At 41.3% G+C, this 23,776-nt stretch carries 20 protein-coding genes, 1 pseudogene and 1 other annotated feature; of the genes and pseudogenes, 17 read left to right on the forward strand and 4 right to left on the reverse strand.

Annotated elements, in window-relative coordinates:
- The first annotated feature begins 119 nt into the window (after positions 1–119).
- From GDZ68_RS16035 to GDZ68_RS18265, 14 genes and pseudogenes are all read left to right on the forward strand, one after another.
- Positions 120–512, forward strand: a complete 393-nt coding sequence (locus GDZ68_RS16035) for a hypothetical protein (protein ID WP_194841209.1) — start codon at positions 120–122, stop codon at positions 510–512.
- 49 nt (positions 513–561) lie between these two features.
- Positions 562–1,047, forward strand: a complete 486-nt coding sequence (locus GDZ68_RS16040) for a hypothetical protein (protein WP_153723321.1) — start codon at positions 562–564, stop codon at positions 1,045–1,047.
- 493 nt (positions 1,048–1,540) lie between these two features.
- The gene (locus GDZ68_RS16045) at positions 1,541–2,206 is read left to right on the forward strand and encodes a hypothetical protein (protein ID WP_153723322.1); all 666 of its coding nucleotides are present in this window, start codon (positions 1,541–1,543) and stop codon (positions 2,204–2,206) included.
- A gap of 501 nt (positions 2,207–2,707) precedes the next feature.
- The gene (locus GDZ68_RS16050; protein ID WP_228551141.1) at positions 2,708–4,396 is read left to right on the forward strand and encodes a sigma 54-interacting transcriptional regulator; all 1,689 of its coding nucleotides are present in this window, start codon (positions 2,708–2,710) and stop codon (positions 4,394–4,396) included.
- Between the two features lie 392 nt (positions 4,397–4,788).
- Positions 4,789–6,111, forward strand: coding sequence for an MFS transporter (locus GDZ68_RS16055; RefSeq protein ID WP_153723323.1), 1,323 nt, complete (start codon positions 4,789–4,791; stop codon positions 6,109–6,111).
- Entirely contained in the window at positions 6,111–7,508 is a 1,398-nt protein-coding gene (locus tag GDZ68_RS16060) for an amidase (RefSeq protein ID WP_153723324.1), read from the forward strand. Before GDZ68_RS16055 ends, GDZ68_RS16060 begins: the two co-directional genes overlap by 1 nt.
- A gap of 713 nt (positions 7,509–8,221) precedes the next feature.
- Positions 8,222–9,763 (forward strand): BCCT family transporter, encoded by a 1,542-nt coding sequence (locus GDZ68_RS16065; protein ID WP_153723325.1) that lies wholly within the window; start codon positions 8,222–8,224, stop codon positions 9,761–9,763.
- Between the two features lie 1,051 nt (positions 9,764–10,814).
- On the forward strand, positions 10,815–11,102 hold the full coding sequence (locus GDZ68_RS16070; protein ID WP_153723326.1) for a metal-sensitive transcriptional regulator: 288 nt from the start codon (positions 10,815–10,817) through the stop codon (positions 11,100–11,102).
- 76 nt (positions 11,103–11,178) lie between these two features.
- Positions 11,179–11,379 (forward strand): copper chaperone CopZ, encoded by a 201-nt coding sequence (gene copZ / locus GDZ68_RS16075; RefSeq protein ID WP_153723327.1) that lies wholly within the window; start codon positions 11,179–11,181, stop codon positions 11,377–11,379.
- A 132-nt stretch (positions 11,380–11,511) separates the two neighbouring features.
- Positions 11,512–13,923, forward strand: coding sequence for a heavy metal translocating P-type ATPase (locus GDZ68_RS16080; RefSeq protein ID WP_153723328.1), 2,412 nt, complete (start codon positions 11,512–11,514; stop codon positions 13,921–13,923).
- 162 nt (positions 13,924–14,085) lie between these two features.
- Positions 14,086–14,610, forward strand: a complete 525-nt coding sequence (locus GDZ68_RS16085) for a GNAT family N-acetyltransferase (protein ID WP_153723329.1) — start codon at positions 14,086–14,088, stop codon at positions 14,608–14,610.
- Between the two features lie 229 nt (positions 14,611–14,839).
- Complete coding sequence (locus GDZ68_RS16090) at positions 14,840–15,409, forward strand: TetR/AcrR family transcriptional regulator (protein ID WP_153723330.1); 570 nt, start codon at positions 14,840–14,842, stop codon at positions 15,407–15,409.
- 37 nt (positions 15,410–15,446) lie between these two features.
- Positions 15,447–16,877 carry a DHA2 family efflux MFS transporter permease subunit gene (locus tag GDZ68_RS16095; protein ID WP_153723331.1) on the forward strand — a complete coding sequence of 477 codons (1,431 nt, stop codon included), beginning with the start codon at positions 15,447–15,449 and terminating at the stop codon, positions 16,875–16,877.
- Positions 16,878–16,935: 58 nt separating this feature from the next.
- Positions 16,936–17,102 (forward strand): annotated as a pseudogene (locus tag GDZ68_RS18265) (ABC transporter substrate-binding protein); the annotation flags it as partial.
- A gap of 172 nt (positions 17,103–17,274) precedes the next feature.
- Here GDZ68_RS18265 and GDZ68_RS16100 read toward each other — a convergent pair.
- Positions 17,275–17,559 (reverse strand): YqhV family protein, encoded by a 285-nt coding sequence (locus GDZ68_RS16100; RefSeq protein ID WP_228551142.1) that lies wholly within the window; start codon positions 17,557–17,559, stop codon positions 17,275–17,277.
- 174 nt (positions 17,560–17,733) lie between these two features.
- Here GDZ68_RS16100 and GDZ68_RS16105 point away from each other — a divergent pair, with 174 nt between their 5' ends.
- Both GDZ68_RS16105 and GDZ68_RS16110 read left to right on the forward strand, forming a co-directional pair.
- A complete protein-coding gene (locus GDZ68_RS16105; protein ID WP_153723333.1) occupies positions 17,734–18,633 on the forward strand; it encodes a stalk domain-containing protein in 900 nt (299 codons plus the stop codon).
- Positions 18,634–18,718: 85 nt separating this feature from the next.
- Positions 18,719–18,955, forward strand: a binding site (T-box leader).
- A gap of 67 nt (positions 18,956–19,022) precedes the next feature.
- Complete coding sequence (locus tag GDZ68_RS16110) at positions 19,023–20,609, forward strand: 2-isopropylmalate synthase (protein WP_153723334.1); 1,587 nt, start codon at positions 19,023–19,025, stop codon at positions 20,607–20,609.
- 394 nt (positions 20,610–21,003) lie between these two features.
- Here GDZ68_RS16110 and GDZ68_RS16115 read toward each other — a convergent pair whose 3' ends face one another.
- Entirely contained in the window at positions 21,004–21,450 is a 447-nt protein-coding gene (locus tag GDZ68_RS16115; RefSeq protein WP_153723335.1) for a MarR family winged helix-turn-helix transcriptional regulator, read from the reverse strand.
- 179 nt (positions 21,451–21,629) lie between these two features.
- Between GDZ68_RS16115 and GDZ68_RS16120 the strand changes: the two genes are divergently transcribed.
- The gene (locus GDZ68_RS16120) at positions 21,630–22,157 is read left to right on the forward strand and encodes a YceI family protein (protein WP_153723336.1); all 528 of its coding nucleotides are present in this window, start codon (positions 21,630–21,632) and stop codon (positions 22,155–22,157) included.
- 160 nt (positions 22,158–22,317) lie between these two features.
- Here GDZ68_RS16120 and GDZ68_RS16125 read toward each other — a convergent pair whose 3' ends face one another.
- Both GDZ68_RS16125 and GDZ68_RS16130 read right to left on the reverse strand, forming a co-directional pair.
- Entirely contained in the window at positions 22,318–23,010 is a 693-nt protein-coding gene (locus GDZ68_RS16125) for a zf-HC2 domain-containing protein (protein WP_153723337.1), read from the reverse strand.
- Complete coding sequence (locus GDZ68_RS16130; RefSeq protein WP_153723338.1) at positions 23,007–23,492, reverse strand: RNA polymerase sigma factor; 486 nt, start codon at positions 23,490–23,492, stop codon at positions 23,007–23,009. Before GDZ68_RS16130 ends, GDZ68_RS16125 begins: the two co-directional genes overlap by 4 nt.
- Positions 23,493–23,776: the final 284 nt, after the last annotated feature.

The raw sequence follows: 23,776 nt of genomic DNA on the forward strand, positions 1-23,776 counted from the left end.
TTATTAGAGGAGTATATAAGTCAATTATAAGGATTTTATAAGGATTGGCGAATATTCTCAAATCTTCTTCATAGCAGCCGATACTAGATGTAATGATAAAAATGGCAGGAGGGGAAATGATGAGGATTCAATCCAGTCTTGGTTCAAATAATCTGGGGTATGTGGGTAGGAAACATGACAAAGAACAAAATGAAGGTATCTCCCATCTCTTTTTGGATGAAGAGGAGAAAAAGACGAGTGGGAAACCGAGATTCGAAGTGAGAAATGAAGGCGGCTATATACGTAAGTACGTGGTAAAAGCAAATGGGGATAAAATACTTGTTATGGAGACAAAACAAAAGGAAAATCCCGATGGTACGGTGGAAAATGAATCGGGAGATCCGGTTGATATAGCTCATGATCTGTTGATGAAACAACTTGAAGTGTTTTCGGATCATCAAAAAGAGAAGAACCCCTATATGTCATCTTGGGAAACTGAAAATAGTATAACCAAGTATAAAACAGGAATCTGAAGTTACGTTCGATCAATAAATTGTCAGATGATTTGGCGGAAAGTGGTGGATGATGATACTGAATTCAATTGCTCTTCATCAAGCAGCCTCTCATTACACTAGGCATGCTGACTTGCAGCCGGAAGAAGCAGAGGGGACTGTATTTCTTGTCGGAGATACGGAAGAATATACTGAACCAGAAGATTCTGCTGCTCTTTATAAAGGGCTTTCAGAGAAATATGATGTCAGACAAGCGACTTTTGGAGAAATAGTTGAAATGTCCAATGCGTTATATGAGGCAGGCGAGATCTCGTTAAAAGAACATGCCGTGTTAACATTTGACTACGACAGAGCTGCTAATAATCTGAAACGTCAGGCACCGGGATATGTCCCGGTTGATTTTACTATGTTTGAAACGGTTGCTGCCAGTAATGGGCAAAGAGATTGGATTTCAGAATTTGGCGCAAGGGCAGCGAAGGATTTTAAATTCGGCAACTTAGCGGGATTTCAAAGTCATACAAAGATGCTTGATATATTAGAGCGGTTATCACGATAGAAATAGATGGTTGATTCAAGAAGCAGTGCCGCGGCAGGAAAGTTATAAAGTTAACATGCGATTTATTGTACAGATGTTTGGGTTTCCCTTTTTAGTTACGGTAATTTTTTAAAACACAGGAACTAAAAAAATGAAGGTATTGGCGGTTGAGGAGTTGCCCAAAGAGATTGAGCAACATTTTCTTGAATTGACGTTAGAAAAAGTATCTTTTAATAGGGCGCTTTTCTGCAAGAGAGATCAGCACTCAATTTCCAAAAACGGAGCTATTCGATTGTGGCGCTTAGTGATCGGTACCTGTATCGCGCACAGATAGCGGACAAAATCTGTAACAATCGTGCGCTTTATCCGTCTAACCGTGTAAGGGAGGGGTGTGGGAATGAAAAGATTCTATTGGTTTGTGATTGCTTCGTTGGTTGGCACATTATTAATAGGATGAGGTGGTGTAGACAGAGTCAGCGTTTATCCAGCTAAGGATAGCGACAATGCGGGGACTTTGGATGGGGACGCTCCAGATTCCAATAAAGAAAATGTAGATTTTTCGATCTCTAAAGCACAAAAGACGGAAGGTAAACAAGAAATACAGCCGACGATCCCAAAAAGATCAGAGATGGATGATGAGCCAAAGCCAAACACTGAGAACCTTGTAAAAGGAGTTTTACAAGAGGAGTTTGGGCGTAAATTCGCAACTAACGATCTAGATGAAAGCTATCAAGCCATCGAATTTGATGTACTAGCTAATGCGGATAACTTGCAGGCAAATTTTGATGAGATTGCGTTTACAAGAAAAGCCGCACCGATTGTTAAGTATTTAGTGAATCAGGTTAAAAATCAATTCGAATATGAAGAAATGTGGGCTTGGTATGGCTTGGAAAATGAAATGCCAAGCGTCAATTTTAATGAGGATGACTTGATTTTTGTTGGTCTTCAAGAGTCTGCAAGTTGTCCCTTTGAAATAGATGCCGTTGCATTCAGCGCTAAAAACCGTATGCTGTTCATATTTTTATCTTCGCCAAACAGAGAATGTACTGCCGACTTGACACCGAAAATCCTGGTCATCAGGATAGATAAGTATGCATTTAAAGAAATAAAGAGTGTGAACATAGTTGAAAGCGGAATGGAAACGAACGTCCCGTGGGAATTTACCAAACAAAAACAATGAAAACTCCTGAACGAAAGAGCTGTCGGCATCTGCGTGATAAACAATACAAAGTTGTTTATTAATTTGTTATGCACAGATGCTTTTTAATTTACCTTTTTATTGAAGAAAAGTGATGGTATTTCGATGACGAATTTAACCTGATAGATGAGGGGATCATATAGGGTATCCTGAATAGGATGTATTGCAAACGGGCACTATTCTTGCACAGTGTGCCACACCCGAAAATAATGTCGTTGCAACGAAACGGCACGCGTGCCGGCACAGTCATTAGACAACCTTTCCTTGAATCATGCATACTTTTACGTTGGAATGGGCGTATATAGTAAAAGAGAGAATAAATAGGACTCCTCTCTCCGGTTTTTTACTTTCACAAATTCTGATTCAACCCGGCTGTTTTATTGGATCTTAACTTATATTTTTGCATATGTGTTAGACCTTACTTAAACAGATAATAGAAGTGATCGTCAAATGCTCAGTGTAAATGAAAGGAGAATGAGGCAGATGGAATACCAAAATTCGTCAAAATCCGGGATGACCAAATATGATGATAGGTTACTTGCAGAAGGAATGGGGTTACTATTTGAAACTGCTCCAATTGGTCTTGTGATTTTGGACGGCAAGGGCTGTGTTAAATCGCTTAATCATTATGCCCGTGAAAAGTTTGAGGGTGCAGCGATATCTGAAGGGTCTTATATAATGGATTTCATAGAAACGATTTCCGAATCCGATATATTTAAAATGATTAGGTGCAACGTAGCTGGAGAGACGTTAATTGGAAAAATGGAGAATTATGAAAACGGAGAGTATTTGCTTCTGCAAACAGAAGAAGAATTGGATCAACTTTTACTTGGAATAGATACATATCGAAATCTGTTGCTTGATTTCAAGGCAATCTTTGACCACTCGTATGACGTAATTTACGTATCTGATGGGGAAGGCCAGACTCTGCGAGTGAGTGCAGCTAGTGAGCGGCTATGGGGTTATAAGGAAAGCGAACTTGTCGGGAAGACGGTCTATCAGCTTGAGGCGGAAGGAGTGTTTACGCCGTCTGTTACTCGTGAAGTTTTGGAACGCGAGGAAAAGGTTTCGTTGGTTCAAACAACTAAGATGGGTCGACGGCTACTTGTTGTTGGTACGCCCATAAAAGATTCGAATGGGAATATACTTCGAGTTGTAAACGCTTCCAGAGATGTTACAGAGTTAAAGGAATTAAAAGTGGAAATTGATTTGCTAAAGCAGATGATGGAAGGATACCGACAAGAGATCGAGCAACTCCGTGAAAACGTGGCACTGGAACGACGTTTTGTCGCCAGAAGTGCTGGAATGAAACAAGTAATTCAATTTGCACAGCGGGTTGCAAAAGTGGACTCACCAATTCTCCTGCTCGGCGAATCGGGGGTCGGCAAAGAAGGAATCGCTACGTTGATTCACAAATGGAGTAACCGCAGCTGTGGTCCATTGCTGGTCATCAGCTGTGAAACAGTCTCTGCTGAAATGTTAGAAAAGGAACTACTTGGAACAGAGGATCATCTTGGGCTGATAGAGATGGCAAACAAAGGGACTCTATTTTTGGAGCAAGTTGACAAAATGCCTATGTTTATTCAGGCCAAACTAGTGCGTGCACTGCAACGGGGAATTTTAGAAGATAAAAAAGTTGATGTAAGAATTATTGCAACGGCGAACGAGGACTTGAAGGTTAAGCTTGAGGAAGGTAAGTTCAGGGAAGATTTTTATTATTATTTGAATGTCGTGCCAATTGAGGTGCCGTCACTTCGGGAGCGACGTGAGGACATTATTCCGCTTATTATCTACTTCTTAAAGGAATTAAACGAGCTTTACAAGGATGATAGGAAGATTAACCCTAATGTGCTTAAAATTCTCGAGAAATATGATTGGCCTGGAAATGTTCAAGAGCTGCGTAATATTACCGAGAGACTCTATGTTACCTCAGAGGGGCAAGAGATTGGACCGGAAGCGTTGCCAAGCTCGCTCGATCTGCTCAGCGGGAACGAGCAGGCGGTTCAAGTTTATGAAATTATGCCATTAAAAAGTGCAGTAGAATTGGTTGAACAACAACTTTTGGAATTGGCAGGAAAAAAGTACACTTCTACTACTCAAATTGCAAAAGCATTGCAAATTAATCAATCAACTGTAAGCCGAAAGTTGAAGCGCTACTTTAAAGAAAAGTAATGCAGAAATGCATAATGGCTATGCAAAATTGCACAGCTACGGATATATGTGTTTATAGGTACTAAAAATACGCCAATCAATCGTTGCGGGAAGAGATTCTTAACGATTGGTTTTTTTATTTAAAGTGTTCATCTATTAGATAAATCCTGATGAATCTGCTTCTTAATATATGCTGAATAATTTTTCTGGTCTTTTACTATCTATTTCGTCATTTAAGAGGGAAGAGCACCGATCAAATACTTTATGAGTATGTTCAAATGCATAGAATAATCAATAAAATCGAATTGTTTGATAAATTATTGAATGTTATAACTATGAAGAAGTCGAAAAACGATCATTGATCAATCAAGTTGTGCAAGCGTTTACTTAAGAATGAGAAATGGAGGAGTAAAATGCTGAAAAAGAATTATCGCTATCAGATCATGTTAATGATGGTTATTATGGTGATCATTAATTACATTGACCGCGGGGCTATTTCGTATGCTCAGGCAGACATTATTAAAGAATACGGGTTTGACCCGATTTCTTGGGGAGCAGTTCTTGGTTACTTTGGTTTTGGTTACTTATTTGGTTCACTCTTTGGAGGGTTTTTAGCGGATCGCAAAGGTCCAAAATTTGTATGGATTTTGGTCGGGATAGGTTGGTCTGTTTTTGTTGTTATAACAGCATTCGCCGGTGATATTGGTCTGGTTCTGTTTGGAGGGTCTGCGCTTACAGGATTTGCTGTAGTCCGGATCTTGTTCGGTTTTGCGGAAGGTCCAACTTTTTCGACAATTAATAAGACGAATGCAAACTGGGCTACCCCAAAAGAACGTGGATTTGCAGTTTCGATGGGACTTCTCGGTACACCACTTGGTGCAATGCTGACCGCACCAGTCGCGGTGGCACTGTTACACTTTACCAGTTGGAAAGTGATGTTTATTCTGCTGGGGGCGCTCGGAATTATCTGGGTTTTCTTCTGGTCACGAATGTTTACAGACTTGCCGGAACAAAACCCGAAAGTCTCAAAAGAAGAACTTAAGAAAATCCGTTCTGTGGAAGATCTTTTACCAAACGAAAAAGTTGTCAATCCGGATGATAATTCAATCCGGTGGTATCATTTTTTTAAAAATCCCACTCTTATCTTTAATGCATTTGGCTATTTCGCGTTTCAATACATTAACTTCCTACTCTTAACCTGGACGCCGAAGTATTTGCAGGATGAATTCGGTTTTCAATTGTCAGCGCTTTGGTATCTAGGTATGATTCCTTGGATTGGTGCTTGTTTCACTGTATTACTCGGTGGGAAAATATCAGATTACTTGCGGATGAAGACGGGCAGTCTTAGAATTGCACGTTCCGGACTTGCAGTCGTATCGCTCTTGCTTACTGCTACTTGTTTTATAATGATTCCAACAGTAAATTCAATTACCGGGGTTATGGTCTTGATGTGTATCGGTAATGCCTTCAACTCACTGCCTAACTCGGTCTACTGGTCAGTCATCATTGACACAGAGCCAAGCCGTGCTGGTACGTATGGCGGAATTACACACTTCATAACAAACACGGCAACAATTATTGCGCCTATACTTACTGGCTTTCTTGTTGTCAGCCATGGCTACTCTGCAATGTTTACGGCGGCTGCAGTTGCAGCGGCAATCGGAATGTTCTGCATGATTTTTGTAAAACCTGGTCAACAACAATACAAGGGGAAATTGAAAGGGGGAATAGCCTAATGACACTAACGTCTTTTATTCAGCAAATCAAAAGAGGGGAGATTTCATCTGTTGAACTTGTTGAAGTAAGTCTTGATAAAATTTCGGAGATAGATCCTGCGTGTAATGCATTCATCACTGTTGCCGCAAAAGGAGCCCGAAAAGCTGCAATAAAGATGGATAAAGAAGCGGATAAAGGAAACTTTAAAGGTCAGTTGCATGGTATCCCCATAGCAGTAAAGGACATGATTAACACCCGTGAAATCCGGACAACGATGGGGTCACAAGTATACGAAAATCATTATCCAGGAATGAATGCTGAAGTAGTTAATAAGTTGGAAAATGCCGGAGCGGTAATCATAGGGAAAACGAATACACATGAGTTTGCCTATGGACCAACCGGCGATCGTTCCTTCTTTGGCGCATGCCATAATCCTTACAATCGACAGAAAATCAGCGGTGGGTCGAGTAGTGGTTCTGGAGCAGCGGTAGGGGCGGGCATGGTTGCAGGAGCTATCGGGACCGATACAGGTGGTTCGGTCCGGATTCCGGCTTCTGCATGTGGAGTGGTCGGTATGAAACCGACATTCGGATTGGTCAGTAAGGCGGGAGCCTTTCCACTGGCTTATACACTTGATCATATAGGCCCGATGACTAATACCATACGAGACAATGCGCTGTTATTGAATATAATAGCTGGATATGATGTCCATGACCCTCATTCTGTTCTAAGAGAAGTGCAAGATTACTCAGGACGGATTGGCAGGGACGTTAGTGGGTTGAAGATAGGAATTCCGGACTGGTATTTTGAACGGATTGAAGAAGAAGTAAAGGAGACAGTGGAAAGCTGCGTAAAACTATATGAACAAATGGGTGTACAAGTTAAGCGTGTCCACATGCCGGTTCTGCGTGATATTGCCAATGCCCAAATAGTTACGATTCAAGCAGAAGCAACAGCAGTACATCAAGAAACTTTACGAAAACATAAAGAAGAATTGGATGAAGAGGTCTATGATCGTCTTATCGCAAGTCAATCTATCAAAGGTTATGAGTATGTTCAAGCTCAAATTAATCGTCGCTTTTTAATTGACGAATATAATTTGGTGTTTAAAGAAGTAGATGCGCTGCTGACCCCTACACTTCCAATCCTGCCTACTGATATCGGTCAAAGAGAAGTGCAGATTGGGGAAGAAACTGAATCCGTTCGCAGTGCGCTTCTTCGTTTGACTTCACCTACCAATTACACTGGAAATCCATCATTATCATTACCGTATGGATTATCTAAAGGCGGCCTTCCAATTGGCGTTCAATTGATAGGAAAGCATTGGAGTGAGGGATTATTGTATCAATTGGGATTTGCTCTTGAACAGGCAGCCGGTTTTACCGAGAGAGTTCGCAAATATAATAGTAGGACTTGAGATTTTAACCATTTTGATAGTTAAATAGGGGACCTTCATGGTTCCTACTTTTGAAATCGAGTGATCATTGGTAATGTAATCGGACAGCCTGGTCGGAAGGGACTAGGGGCCATGCTTTATCCTAGTTGGCGACCAGGCTTATTCCACAATCGACAAGGTGGGCGCGTAATTGCGGGGTTTTGTCTTTCGCCTGAGGGAAAGCCATCCGGCTGAACCCATAGAGCCGACCAAAAGAATCCCCTGTTATCGCTGATTTTGCCTGCACGCTCGGAATAACGCAGAAAAATGCCGAATTACGGCACCAAACCGCTGCTCCCTCTGCACCAAATGGCCGTTTCCCCGCCCTATTAAAATGAGTTACCCAGTAATCGTAGTTTATAATGCTTCTTGTATCGTGTCATAACCCTTCACAACCCCTCACATTCCGATCTATTAATTCCAAATAGTCAGTTCCAAAAAACTACCAGGCACTTTGCGAGTGTTCCTGGATGAAGTATGGTAAACTATACGTCTATCTCCAACACCCAGTCCATGCAGCGGGTTCGTATATGGAAGTTCAGACGGGTTGCTGTATAAAATCGTTAATTTAAAAGTAGTCATCCTGCGAGAGTGGTTGAAACGGCAGGATGGTTACTTTTTTTATTTTAGGGGTAAGTTTAGTTGGCACAATTTTTTTGCTGTAGCTGCGGTAAAGGAAAACTTAGGAGGAAATGATGACGAAAAATTATTGGCATTTTATTAGGGAAAAGGTTGATTGGCCTGTATTTATAGGCAGCGGTGGGGTGCTAGTGGCATTTGTACTGTTTTCATTCATTAAAGTGGAAGCGGTCAGTAATTTTGTGAACAAGGGATTTGATCTATCCATCCGCTACTTCGGTGCGTATTGGCAGTTTCTGATGCTGGCTACTTTTGCGGTGGGAGCAGTTTTGGCTGTGTCGAAATATGGCAGGGTTCGTTTAGGCGATGCGTTGAAACCTGAAATGAGCTATTTCAAATGGGTCGCTGTCATTTTGACAACAGGTCTCGGAGCGGGCGGTGTCTTTTGGGCGGCGGCCGAGCCGATGTATTATTTTCTTGACGTCCCGCCCATGCATAAAGGGATTGCAGGTGGAACGGAAGCGGCAATTGGGCCGGCGCTGGCGCAAAGTTATATGTCTTGGGGTTTTACAGCATGGTCGGTGTACGGGGCAGTCAGCGCTATTATCCTGATTTACGCACATAATCACAAAGGAATGCCGCTGAAGCCGAGAACTCTTTTGTATCCGATATTGAAAGAGCGGATTTTAACGAGCAAATGGGGGACGGCTGCTGATATATTTTGTATCATAGGGGCCGCGGCAGGAACGATCGGGCCGATTGGTTTCCTTGGTCTGCAAGTCAGTTATGGAGTCAATTCGATTTTCGGAATTTCGGATACATTTTTAACTCAGCTTATCATTATCCTTATCCTTACAGGGGTAGTGCTTGTCTCGACATTAACAGGGATAGAAAAAGGGATTCAATTTCTAAGTAAACTGAATGTGAATATGGTGGCGGTCATCGCGGTATTTTTACTGCTGCTGGGTCCCGGCGTATTTATCGTCAAATCGTTCTTTACCTCTTACGCGACGTATATTAGTGAATTCATCAATATTAGTACGTATCGTGGAGATAATGCGTGGCTCGGCGCCTGGCTATTGTTTTTCTTCGGTTGGTTTATCGGGTTCGGTCCGTTGGTCGCTTTGTTTGTAGCCAGGATTTCAAATGGACGGAAAATTCGGGAAATCTTTGTTGTCGTCGCGATTTTGGCGCCAGTTGCAGCGAATCTCTGGTTTACGATACTCGGGGGTTCAGGGATTTTCTATGAATTGAATAATGAAGGTTCTGTGAGCGGGCCATTGGCCGAGGGCGGACTGCCGAGTGCGATTATCGCGATTGCGGAACAAATGCCGCTTGGTGCCATTATGCCTTCCATGTTCTTAATGCTGACCACTTTATTTGTTGTCACTACTGTAGATTCGATGTCATATTCTATTTCGATGGCAGTCACAGGAGACGATAATCCGCCCAAAACGATCCGTGTATTTTGGACACTCATGATGTCTGCTGTCGCTGCTATCCTGATTAAAATAGGCGGAGGCGGGATCGGCGCCTTGCAGTCATTTGTCGTCATCGCGGCTGTTCCGGTATCGATCCTGCTGCTGCCGGTGATCTGGTATGCACCAAAAGTGGCCAAAGTATTGGCGATAGAGCAGGGGATTGTTAAAAAGAAATAAGAGATGACATGGCTGCGAGTCATAAGCCGGTCATTTCGCGTCAGAACCATAAACGTCACTCATCATGCAAGTTGATGAGCGGCGTTTATGTGTGTTTGGCCGCTTACAGAGCGGCCAGAGAGTTTTCCGTCACCTCTCTCCCTTTGTGAAATCTAATTCGAATGGCTGGAAAACATCCTGCTCGGAACACAAACACCCCATCTTTGAGTTAGAGCCTCAAAGATGGGGTGTTTGCGTTGCTTTTGCAACGTGAATCGTGATAATCATGTCATTTAAACCGTGATCAAAAATAGCCTGAATTTAGTTATACAAGACATAGGTTCTATTGGCAAGTTAATAATCTGGAAACTATAAATAAGAACTTACCCTATAGAACAAACATACGTGTGTGTGGTAGAATAGCAGTACAATAGAATAGATAGCTCAAGGGTGGGTCGGCACACTCCCGCAGGAAAGGGGTGGTGTCTATGTCAGTGTTTGAATCGCTAATGTTCGCAGTTGCATTTGCAACATTAATCGTGATAATCCTGTCATTTAATAATAAAAACAAATAACCCATCTTTGAGTTAGCGCTCCGATGGGTTATCTCTCCATTAACAGCCGACCCCCCTAAGGGATCTACCTATTGCATTGACCGACCGATCTCGTAAATCGGCGGTCTTTTTATTATATGCAAATCTTATATATATCATACAATGACAAGGTTCCGTTTGCAATGCTCAAGCTCTAAAACATCCCAGATCCAGATTATTCTCCCTGTCAGTGAATGATGTGTGAAAAAATTCACAACTATTTTAATAAACATTAATGTTCGAACTTTCATATTGGTTTTTTACACAGGTACATGCTGCCAGTATTCAAGGAAAAATCATTTCTAGGATTGAGAAGCAAACCGAAAGTATTGATTGGCTTCGAAAGAAATGAAGAAGAAATAAAGAAATTGTTGGCTATATAGCGTATTGGTCACTGTCGAGACAAGATCATTGCTCTTCCTAATTATAGATGTTACTATAGGGGTATGGGGTACAAATAAACTCTAAGGAGTGATCGTATGTCTGAATCGACAAAGAAAACTGTCCAGCCGAATAAGCAGCAATTGCTGAATCGATTAAAAAAAATTGAAGGACAAGTGAGAGGCGTCCATCAAATGATTGAAAATGATCGTTATTGTGTAGACGTTCTCCATCAGATTAGCGCCATTCAATCTGCGATGAATAAGGTTTCTCTAGCATTATTGGAAGACCATACACATCACTGTGTCGTCAATGCCATAAAAGGGCAAGATGGAGAGGCAGCCATAGAGGAACTTATGAGCGTCATGAGAACAATGACAAAATAAGTACAGCACTCCACTTGACATACCGGTATGGGGTATAATATATTGTAACTAACAACAAAATAGGAGGTTTTTCATTATGAAAGAAGTATTAAAAGTAGAAGGTATGTCTTGCGGTCATTGCGTGAATTCAATCGAGTCGAGCGTTGGTGAACTAAAAGGTGTTTCTTCAGTTAAAGTCGACCTTGCAGGCAATGAAGTAACAGTGGAGTTCGATAACGAAGAAACGTTAAATCAAATTAAGGAAACAATTGAAGACCAAGGCTATGAAGTTGCTTAAATAACAATGACAGAGCGTCTTCCGCTTACACCACGTGGGGGTATAAAGCGGCTGAGAAGTGATTATACATCTATCGTATAATTCTTCTTTTTTCAAAAATTTATACCCCCGCCGAGTATTGGAGGGTTACAAATGGCAACTGCAGAAAAAACATTGAAGATCAATGGAATGACATGTGCAGCGTGTGCAAACCGTATTGAAAAAGGGTTATCTAAAATTGAAGGTGTTGAAAAGGCGAATGTCAATTTTGCTTTGGAGAATTCAACCATCATATACGATCCTGAACAAACAAATGTCGAAGATTTTAAGGCGCGTATCGAAAAGTTAGGATACGCAGTGATTCAAGATAAAGTTGAATTCGATATTTCTGGTATGACGTGTGCGGCATGTGCGACAAAAATCGAAAAGCGAATTAATAAAATGGATGGCGTTTCAAGCGCTTCAGTTAATTTTGCGCTAGAGACTTTGACAGCTAATTATGATAGCAGCCAGACTAGCCCAAATGAAATGATTGTCAATGTGAAGAAGATGGGATATGAATTGATTCCCAAAACAGATGGCAAAGATAAGATGGATCATAAAGAGCAGGAAATCAAAAAGCAGACACGGAAATTCATTTTCTCCGCAATTCTGACTTTGCCGCTGCTGTGGACAATGGTTGCACATTTCGAGTTCACGTCTTTTATTTATTTACCAGAATTCCTTATGAATCCCTGGGTACAGCTTGCTTTGGCTACACCTGTTCAATTCATAGTCGGTGCGCAGTTTTATAAAGCGGCTTATAATGCTTTGCGAAGTAAAAGCGCTAATATGGATGTATTAGTAGCGCTTGGAACTAGTGCCGCTTATTTCTACAGTCTCTTTTTATCAGTTGAATGGGCGAATACCGGCAGTGTTGGCGAGCCGGAACTTTATTTTGAGGCATCTGCAGTCATCATCACGCTCATTTTGCTTGGTAAATTATTTGAAGTTCGAGCAAAAGGAAAAACGAGCCAGGCGATTCAAAAGTTACTTGGTTTACAAGCAAAAACCGCACGTGTATTGAAAGACGGGATTGAACAGGAAGTTCCGATTGAAGAGGTAGTGGCAGGGGATATCATCTTAGTAAAACCGGGTGAAAAGATTCCTGTCGACGGTGAAATCGTTGCAGGCGAATCAGCAATCGATGAATCGATGATTACCGGGGAAAGTATCCCTGTAGATAAAGTGGTCGGAAACCCTGTAATTGGCGCGACAATCAATAAAAACGGGTCGCTGCAGATTAAAGCGACAAAAGTTGGAAGAGACAGTGCGTTATCACAAATTGTCAAAGTCGTTGAAGAAGCGCAAGGTTCAAAAGCGGATATTCAGCGTTTGGCAGATAGGATCTCTGGTATCTTTGTTCCGATTGTAGTCGGCATCGCGATAGTGACATTCTTCACTTGGTATTTTGTCGTAACACCGGGAGATTTCAGATCATCTCTCATCCCGACCATTTCGATTCTCGTCATTGCATGTCCATGTGCACTCGGTCTGGCAACCCCTACTTCCATTATGGCAGGATCAGGGAGAGCAGCAGAAATGGGTATGCTTTTCAAAGGCGGCGAACACCTGGAAAATACCCGTTCAATTGACACCGTTGTATTGGACAAAACAGGTACAGTGACGAAAGGCGAGCCTGCATTGACAGACGTTATCGTGGCTGAAGGATTTGTGGAACGGAATGTCTTGGAATTGGTCGCCTCCGCTGAAAATCAATCCGAGCATCCATTAGCACAGGCGATTGTAACGGGCGTTAGAGAAAAAGGAATTGATTTGATCGAACCGACAACATTTAACGCGCTCCCCGGCTACGGAATTGAAGCGGAAGTTGCCGGAAAGCATGTACTTGCTGGAACAAGAAAACTCATGCGAAGCAGGGACATCGCTCTTCAAAACATTGAATCCACTATGGAGAGTATGGAGAGTGAAGGAAAAACAGCGATGCTCGTGGCAGTCGATGGGAAGCTTGCGGGTGTCGTGGCAGTAGCAGATACGGTAAAAGAAACATCTAAAAAAGCAATTGAACGAATGGCAGCCCTTGGATTGGATGTCATTATGCTGACGGGAGACAACCAGCATACTGCCGAAGCAATTGGACGGCAAGTTGGTTTGAGTCATGTCATTGCGGAGGTTCTTCCTGAACAAAAGAGCGAGGAAATTAAGAAGTTGCAAGCACAAGGCAAAAAAGTGGCGATGGTCGGTGACGGCATTAACGATGCCCCGGCACTAGCCCTTGCGGATATCGGAATGGCGATCGGTACAGGAACAGATATCGCAATAGAAGCAGCAGATATAACGCTCATGCGCGGCGATTTAAACAGTGTGGCAGATGCCATTATTATGAGCCGGAAAACTATGCGCAATATCAAACAAAACCTATTTTTTGCTTTTTTCTACAATACAATCGGAATTCCAATTGCAGCTCTTGGCTTGTTAGCCCCTTGGGTAGCTGGGGCAGCAATGGCATTCAGTTCAGTGTCTGTCGTTTTGAATGCGCTGAGACTGCAGCGGGTTAAACTTTGAATAGATCACTGAATGAAGAGAGTTAATAGTTCCAGCCCCTTTCCTTTTAATTGGAGAGGGGTTTTCCTTACAATTGAAATAACTAGAACTTGTGTGAAAAATATTCAGGATTATGTTACGTTAGTTTTTGTACAGATACATACTGCAAAGGAGCGATTAAAAATGACTATAAAAATCAGTAGGTGTAACTTTGATGACTTAGCGGCACTTCAAGAAATAAGCATTGAAACATTCAACGATACATTTGCAAGTCAGAATTCAGTTGACAACATGAATGCTTATTTAGAAAGAGCATTTCATCTTAAGCAGCTGGAAGAGGAAATGTCCAATAGTTCTTCTGAATTTTACTTTCTCTATTCAGATGATGAAGTCGCTGGATATTTAAAGATAAATAGTAACGATGCCCAATCGGAGAAGAGAGGTGATGAGTCACTTGAAATTGAAAGGATTTATATAAGAAATAAATTTCAAAGAAAAGGATTCGGAAAATATTTACTAAATCAAGCGATTGAAATAGCTAAAAGACAAAAGAAAAAGCTTGTTTGGCTGGGAGTCTGGGAGAAGAATGAGAATGCAATTGCCTTTTATAAGAGTTTAGGTTTTATTCAAACTACATCTCATTCCTTTTTTATGGGTGACGAAGAACAAATTGATCATATAATGGAATATGAAGTTCCTGGAGTATGACCACGTACTGGGTCTGTTCTCAATATAGCCGCACAAGTGAATAGCATCCATCATTACTCGTTAATATTGTTACAGGTTCCTATCGCATGTATCGGTCTTCTGACTTTCGGGGATTTGATACATGTTTTTTATAATTTTCTATGCTTGCTTGAAAAGCTTCCGTTATTGACAAGTCTGCGCTGCAAGGAATATAATAGACCGGTTGCTATAATTGTAAGGAGTGACTTATGTGACAGCAAATAATTCTAAAAATATCCTGATAGAAGCGGCTTCCCGGCTTTTTCGAATACGCGGATATGATGGTGTAGGGATAAATGACATTATTAAGGAGAGTGGGATTCCGAAAGGTTCGCTTTATCATTACTTTCCAAAAGGAAAAGAAGATTTAGCCATTGAGGCGATTCATCATACAAAAAAAATTGTAATTACCGAAATTCAAGAGGTATTTGAAAAATATGAAGATCCTATAAAAGCATTTCAGGCTCATATATATCAATTATCTGAAGATATTTTACAGGATGATCATTATATAGGTCTGCCAATTGGAACGATCGCGGGCGAAAAACATTCAACAAGCGAGCCTATTAGAATGACTTGTCAATTAGCTTTTGAACATTTCCAATTAATTTATAAAAATAAATTACTTGAGGCTGGTTACAGTGAGAGACAGTCAAAGGATTTAAGTATAGTGATTAACGCTTTACTGGAAGGTGGTATTATTTTATCTGAAACATTGAAAAGTGAAAATCCTCTTCAAGTTATTGCGGAACAGATCCCAGCAGTATTAAGAAAAAAGTAAGTTATATAAATTTAAGTTAGTAATCGGAGGACTTTTCATGACAACAATTGGAGTACAACAAGAAAAACAAATAATCAAAACGAACCTGATTTTGATTTCATTTTTAATAGCAGGGTTCATAGGATTATTTAGTGAGACAGCCTTAAATATGGCGCTTAAAGATTTAATAGAAGTATTTCAAGTTGGCTCTTCTACAGTGCAATGGCTGACAACGGGTTATTTATTGACTTTGGGGATACTAGTTCCTATTTCAGGTCTCTTAATCCAGTGGTTTACTACTCGTCAATTATTCATTACCTCGTTACTGTTCTCCATTGTCGGAACACTAATTGCAGCACTGGCGCCAAGTTTTGGCATATTACTGCTGGCACGTGTGGTTCAGGCAATCGGCACCAGCTTATTGCTGCCTCTTATGTTTAATACCATTTTGGTGATTTACCCAGTTCACAAAAGGGGAGCAACTATGGGATTAATGGGATTGGTTATCATGTTCGCACCCGCGATTGGACCCACGATGTCTGGTTTAATTATTGAATATCTAAGCTGGCATTGGATTTTCTGGATCTCCTTACCGTTTTTTGTCATTGCATTGCTGTTTGGTATGAAATATATGCAAAATGTCTCTACTATTACTAAGCCTAAAATTGATGTTCTTTCCATTATTTTATCGACTATCGGTTTTGGCGGAATAGTCTATGGCTTCAGTAGTGCAGGCGAAAATGGATGGGGCAGTATGATTGTTATTTCTACTATTGCCATAGGTGTTGCCGCGCTTGTTCTATTCTCTATCCGGCAATTTAAAATGAGTACACCGATGCTGGATCTGCGCGTATTTAAATATCCCATGTTTACTTTAGGGTTATTGTCCGTGTTTATCACATTTATGATTATTTTGTCTTCTATGATTCTTTTACCGTTATACTTACAGACAGGACTGGCATTAACTGCATTCGCAGCAGGGCTGGTACTTTTACCGGGCGGTGTACTGAATGGTATTATGTCTCCGATAACGGGAAGAATATTTGACAGATACGGACCAAGAGGATTGGTTCTTCCCGGGTTTATTCTTATGATTATTATGTTATGGAATTTATCAAACGTCACAACGGAAACGTCTATTATTATGGTGATCACGATGCACACCATACTTATGGTTGGTGTGTCTATGGTAATGATGCCAGCGCAGACGAATGGGTTGAATCAGCTGCCCAAAAACCTTTATCCAGACGGAACTGCTTTAATGAACACACTGCAGCAAGTATCCGGAGCCATTGGAACTGCTGTTGCTATTACGATTATGTCAGCTTCTCAGAGTACTTATATGGAGAGCGTAAAAGACCCATTAGACCCATCGGTAATCGGTGCGTCATTAACTGCCGGGGTGCAAGACGCCTTTATTTTTGGTCTGGTGATTGCTGTCATAGGTCTGATTATGTCATTCTTTATTAAATCATCGACTGTTAGATAAGTGTAATCATATAAAGAATTGATTTGGTTTAACATTCACAACGAATGCTTTAGAGATATATCTACCGTATTATACGCCTGTTTTGGCAAATACCGGTTCTATTTTCGTTAATACCGAGGTGCCGGAGAAAAAGGTTTATCCATGCCGTCTTCTATTGCGGATTTGACGAAGCCGGAATTTAAAGGACTCGTGTCCATTCCAAATATAATGGATTCTTCAACAGGCTGATTATTAGTGCAAGCTATAGTTTCACTATACGGAGAAAAAGTCATAGAATAACCTCGGTGAGTGATAGACATTTATATAAGGTTTCAGTTTGCGGAAATTGATTTCTCTGCTGAGATATAAAATCCTGATTTTTCTTCTTTACATAGAAAAATCAGGATTTTCCTCGTTATTATTCAGACCTCAAGCTAATCAAAATTAGCGTAATTCCGGCAAACAAGCACACCATACGTGTTATGGAAATCTTTTCGGCCAGTCCAAATAATGCGATACCTGTCGTGATGATCAATACGCAAGGGCCAACGAGTGCCAGCATAGTGTTAATATAGAACGCTTTTTCGAGATCATTGAACTTGTACATTAGCAGCGCAGCTGAAATATCTATACTGCCTGAAAAAATCCGTAATAAAATGATCAGTAGAAGAGCGGATTCCATGAATGAGTATGCCCCTTTCATTTTGCTACCATCCATTCTATGTAAGTATGTTCGCTTTCATTATCGTCATCTTCTTTGAAATTAGTTTTTCAGGCGGCAGGAAGGGTAGAAGTAGAATAATGGGTTAATAGTGTTGTAACCTTTTTCTTTGCCGTACGACTACTCTAATGAATACTAAAAAGGAGATGGTTTTTCATGAAAAAAAACAAATTTGTACCGTTTGCGATGTCCGCATTGCTGATCAGCGGAGCGGCAGTCCCAGCGGCAGTATTTGCAAATGACGACTCGCAAGCGGAAGAGGTGCAGGAGCAAATGTCATTCATTAAAGTGGAAGGCACAATTGACAGCGTGGAGAAAAACAGCGATGTGACGCTGTATACGTTGAAGAACGGCGAAGAAACTAACGTGCTGGCAGTCATGAAAGATACGTTGGTTTTTGATAACACAGGCAAAGAAGCCGAATTAAAGAAGGGTGATCAGGTCACTGCGTACACAGATGCAGACAAGCCGATGCTCATGATTTATCCGCCGCAGTACAGTCCCGACGCTGTCATTGTGGAGACAGATCAGACTGGATTTACGGCAGTCGGCACATTTGATAAGGAGTTAGTGGATGCAAGTCTGAAACTGCAGCTGAAAATCGGCGAAAATACAGAAATCACAAGTGTATCAGGTAAAGAAGTGAAAGCGGAAGACCTGAAAGATCAGGATCTGCTCGTTTTCTATACAGCAACGACTAGAAGTATCCCTGCACAGACAACACCGGAAAAAGTAGTGGTCCTGGATGGAACTGCAGCAGATTCTGATGAAGACACAAACTCTGCGCTTGAAGACTTGATCGCAGCAGATCACAAAATGGTGGACGGCGTGAAAATGGTCCCTCTTCGTTTAGTGGCGGAAGAGCTTGGCTACCAAGTGAAATCGACAGGTACAGGTGCAATCTTAGTAAAAGACGCTAAGTCGCTGACGATTACCCGCGATGAAAAGAAATACGGCTATAATAAATCATTGCGTCAGTTCGAAGCAGCACCTGCACTTCTGGAAACGAATAAAACCTATGTGCCGGCTTCAATCGTCGATGATTTGATGGAATAAGCGGCGAAAACAACCAACCGATTTATTTTTCAGAAAACTGTTGACACTTCGGGTGATGTATTGTAATATTGCATACAATATATCAGTTCAGACGAAGACTGGAACCAGTAGAAATCGCAGTGCCTTTATAGAGAGCCGGTGGTTGGTGAAAACCGGCAGGCGCGCATTTCGAACTCATCCACGAGTCACTCCCTGAAAAAAAGTAAGGGATGTCGGTTTCCTCCGTTAACGGGACAGACAGTGATTGCTGTCGATTCAAGTGGATCTGTTGATGTTGACAGGTCAATTAGAGTGGTACCGCGAGTATAATCTCGTCTCTATTTCCAATATAGAGGCGGGATTTTTTTGTTTTTCATTTTAAATCACATATCACAAAGGAGTGCAGAGGAATGAGCAGAAAAATTTGGGTGTTTGATACAACGTTGCGTGATGGCGAACAGGTACCGGGTGCGAAATTAAATCTCTATGAAAAGGTGGAAATTGCGCAGCAGCTCAAGAAACTAGGTGTCGACATCATCGAAGCAGGATTCCCTGCATCTTCTCAAGGTGATTTTGATGCAGTGCAGGCAGTGGCGCAAAAAGTAGGGAACACAAGTGATATTATTATCACGGCGCTTGCGCGTGCGGTGAAAGCAGACATCGATTCCGTTTACCACGCAGTGAAGCAGGCAGAAAATCCGATGATCCATATGGTGCTCGGCACGTCAGATATCCACGTGGAGAAAAAGTTCAATAAATCGAAGGATCAAATTTTGCAGATCGGCGTGGACGCGGTGAAATATGCCAAGACTTTATTGCCTGAAGTCCAGTATTCCACGGAAGACGCTTCACGTTCGGAATTTGAATATTTATGGCACACAATCGAGTCAGTTATGAAAGCAGGCGCAACGATGATCAATGTGCCGGATACGGTCGGCTTTGCGGAACCGGAAGAATTCGGCGCCATGATCTACAAGCTGAATGACCGGATGAAAAACTTGAATCCCGACGTGTTATTGAGCGTTCATTGCCATAATGACCTGGGTATGGCGACTGCAAATACATTGGCGGCGGTCAAAAACGGGGCGGATAAAGTGGAATGTACGATTAACGGCATTGGCGAGCGCGCGGGCAATGCAGCACTAGAAGAAGTCGTCATGGCGCTAAAAACGAGAAGTTCGATTTATAACGTCACTACACAAATCAATACGAAAGAAATCATGAATACGTCCCGTCTCGTTTCCAGCTTCATGGGACTGGATGTGCAGGTGAACAAGGCAATCACGGGGGATAACGCGTTTGCGCATTCATCTGGCATCCATCAGGACGGCTTGCTGAAGTCGCGGGATGCGTATGAAATTGTGCATCCGGAAGATGTGGGACTGGACGATATGGAATTAATTCTGACCGCGCGTTCCGGCCGTCATGCAGTGAAAAATGCGCTGGAGAAATTGGGCTTCAGCCAGCTTTCTAAGGAAGACTTTGAAGGGATTTTCGAAGGGTTCCTGGCGCTTGCGGACGCGAAGAAGGAAGTATATGATCATGATCTGTATGTCATCGTGGAGAATTATTACGAGAAGAACGACATGGCGAATGCAACAAATTACAGCGACCATTTCTTTGAATTCGATGATCTGCAAGTCGTCAGCAATTCTAGTTTCCCTTCAGCCAGCGTGAAGATCCGTAAAGGCGGAGAAGTCTTTAAGGCGAGCGCCGTCGGTTCAGGTCCGATTGACGCTTTGTATTCCGCAATCGCCGACATTACGAAAATCAACGTCAAGCTGGTGGAGTATGACATCAGTAGCGTGTCGCGCGGGAAAGATGCGCTGGGGAAAGTAAAGATTACCATTTCACATGAAGGCGAAAAGTATGTTGCAAAAGCTGCGGACACCGATATTTTGAAAGCAAGTGCACTGGCCTACATGAATGCGGTCAATAGCGTGATTGTGGCGGGACTGAAGGAATCATCCGTTCAGCCGGTTGCTGCAAATAGTTAATTTCATTGGAAACAAGCTCTCCCGGGGATGTAGATGACGGGGAGAGCTTGTTTTTTTGGTGTCCCATTGTGAATAGCCGTGCAATTTATCCCTGCATGATCATTAAACCCCGGGTTACGCTCATTAACGTACCGCGGGTGCTCATACTTCATGTATATGTGATCAAATGCGCTGGGTTCGCGCTCATAACCACCGGGCAGGCGCTCATGATCGCCGCGTGTCCGCTCATTGGTGCGGCAAACGGGTGGTTTGGATCGTTGGCGGGCGTGTTTAGTGCGTTGCTGCCCGGTAAATGTTCGGCCCCCGTGTTGATTGGTTCGTTTCGACAGTGTTTTGGTGCGGCAGAACGCTTTTTTGGCGCGCCCGCACTGCAAATCAACTCACCGAACTGCTGTCACAAGCCTTGCACGTGCAGCCCCAGCTTTTTCAGCTGTTCAATCATCAATTCTTTTTCACCGGTATCTAAACCAGAAAATATTTCCTTAATATCCTGAGTGTGTTTAGGGAATACTTCGTCCATGAACTGCCTTCCTGCTTCAGTGATCGCGGCATGCGTCACGCGGCGGTCTTTTGGGCAGGGCTTTCTTTCGAGGTAATTTTTCTTTTCCAATTTATCGACGACATATGTGATGCTGCTGCTGGCGATTAAAATCTTTTCGCCGATTTTTTGTATCGGCTGATCTCCTTTATGGTAAATCAACTCCAGAACAGCAAATTCCGTAGGGTTCAGCCCCAAGCCTTTAATATCTTCCTCCACGCGCTTCTTTACAGCATTCAAGGCACGGTTCAGTACAACAAATAACTTCAGGGATAATTCTTCATCGGTCGGTTTTTTATTCATATCACTCACACCTTTTCAATATCTCGAATTCGAGAAAATTATACGGCCGCCTTCAATTCTTGTCAACTGAAGAAGAAAGCATCAAGCTTTCTTATTGACGAATGCCGACAGTTCGAATATACTTCTAATTAGTATATCTCGAATTAGAGGTAATATCAAATGAACAGGAGAGATTAATTATGACAAGTTGGACAGTAGACAATTCACACTCAAGCATTGGATTTTCAGTAAAGCATATGATGGTTTCAAAAGTAAAAGGCACGTTTGAAGAGTACACAGCAACTGTGGAAGCAGCGGACTTGGCAGATTTGACCAATGCAAATATTTCATTCGTAATTCAAACGGCATCCATTAATACAAAATCGGAAGACCGCGATAACCATTTACGCGGAGAGGACTTTTTTGATGCAGAACGTTATCCGACCATTACATTCCAATCAAAGAACATTAAAAAAGACGGCGATGACTATAAAGTAACAGGTGATTTGACCATTAAAGACGTAACGAAACCTGTAACATTCGATGTAGAATACAATGGCAAAGCAACGAATCCGTGGGGTGTAGAGACATATGGATTCGAAGGTTCTGCGAAATTAAATCGTGAAGAATTCGGTTTAACATGGAACACAGCACTTGAAACAGGCGGTGTCCTGGTCGGTAAAGACATTAAAATTGAACTTGAACTAGAAGTGAATCCGGCACAGTGAGGAAATATAAAAAAACGCACAGTACTGTGCGTTTTTTTCTCGTCACATTTTCTTGTTAAGCTTTGTATGAATTGCTCCACAATCGCGCTCTAATGTTGAAGTTCGTATTAAAGACTTTAAAGCAAAGTACTCCTTCACTAATTAGAAAAAGCCATTTTATTTATTCAAAGTGAAACATGTTTTCTATTTCTTCACTTGCTTTAGGCAAGTTCATTCCCTTTTTCCAAATCAATATATTATCTTCTGGAGTTCCATAATATAGAGCATTTATCTTTTTGCCACCATTATTCTCTTCTGCTTCCTCAATATCTATGAAGTCAAAATCATTTGCCAACCCATAAGGTGATTGCGCCTTTTTCTTAACAATTGGTCTTACAGGAGTTACATAAAATTTGCCATCCTTATCTATATTGTAAATAGTTTCATTTAATGCGTAACCATCGGTTAACTCAACATGAAATACAATTTTGCCGTCAGTTAATTCACTTACTTGAGTTACCTCTACCACACTAGTTGGTACTTTGGTTATGTTCCAATGAAACAAACGGTTATATCCGAGGGTGATAAGTGAAAAAAGTATTATGGTGATAATGATACCTCTAATAAAAGATTTCACCTTTGTCCGTTTCCATGCGTTGGTTATATTTCTAATTACTTCACCTTCGTTTCTATACTTTTGAATTTCACTTTTAGGAACTTTTATTTCATCTTGCATTCTATCCAACTCACACTTACAATGATCACAATTTAACATATGTTCTTCTACCATTTTTTTGCTATCGTCACTGCATACACCATCATAATACAACGGAAGGATATCTTTAATTATTTCACACGACATTTTATTACTCATTTCCAATCCTCCTTTAGCGAATTTTGAATTTTACCTTTAGCACGGTGAAATGTGACTCTTGCCCAACTTTCCGTTTTTCCAAATAGTTGACTAATTTGTTTAAAGGGCAATTCCCCAAAAACTCTTAATGTGAAAACTTCTTTATAAGGTTCCTCTAAGCGATGTAAGACTTTATGTAAACGGAATGTTTCTTCCTTATTCGCTATCAGTGATTCAATACTATTTCCGCTCATATCTTCTGCCATATCTTCTGTATCAAATCGCTTTTGTTTATCAAGATAGGTGAAGTATGTGTTTTTTGCTATTTGACAAAGCCATACATCGATTTTGCAATGACCATTAAACTTATCTATACTTTTTAAAGCCTTAAAAAATGTTTCTTGCGTTATTTCTTCAGCAATCTTTTCATTCCGACTTAACGATAATGCAAAAAAGTAAACTGCCCGGAAATATTGATTGTATATATTCTCGAACTCAGTCACATTTCTACCTCCTTTCATAACTAAGACTAAGTTAAGTTCATTTTGTTACAAAAATCACAAAAAAAATTAGCAGACATATAAAGTCTGCTATCAAGTGAGTGTATGGTGCCTGTACGCAAAACAATCTTGTTTATTTAAACATTCACGATTGTTTCAACAAACATGACTATTGTAACATTCATGTTTGTTTTTCACACAGGCACTCTCCACTAGCGTTGCATGAAATACACATAAAAACATAGATGTATATTTATCCCATTAAACTTTTTGTGACTAAATAAAAA

The sequence above is a fragment of the Sporosarcina cascadiensis genome (genome assembly GCF_009650995.1).
Taxonomy (GTDB): Bacteria; Bacillota; Bacilli; order Bacillales_A; family Planococcaceae; genus Sporosarcina; species Sporosarcina cascadiensis.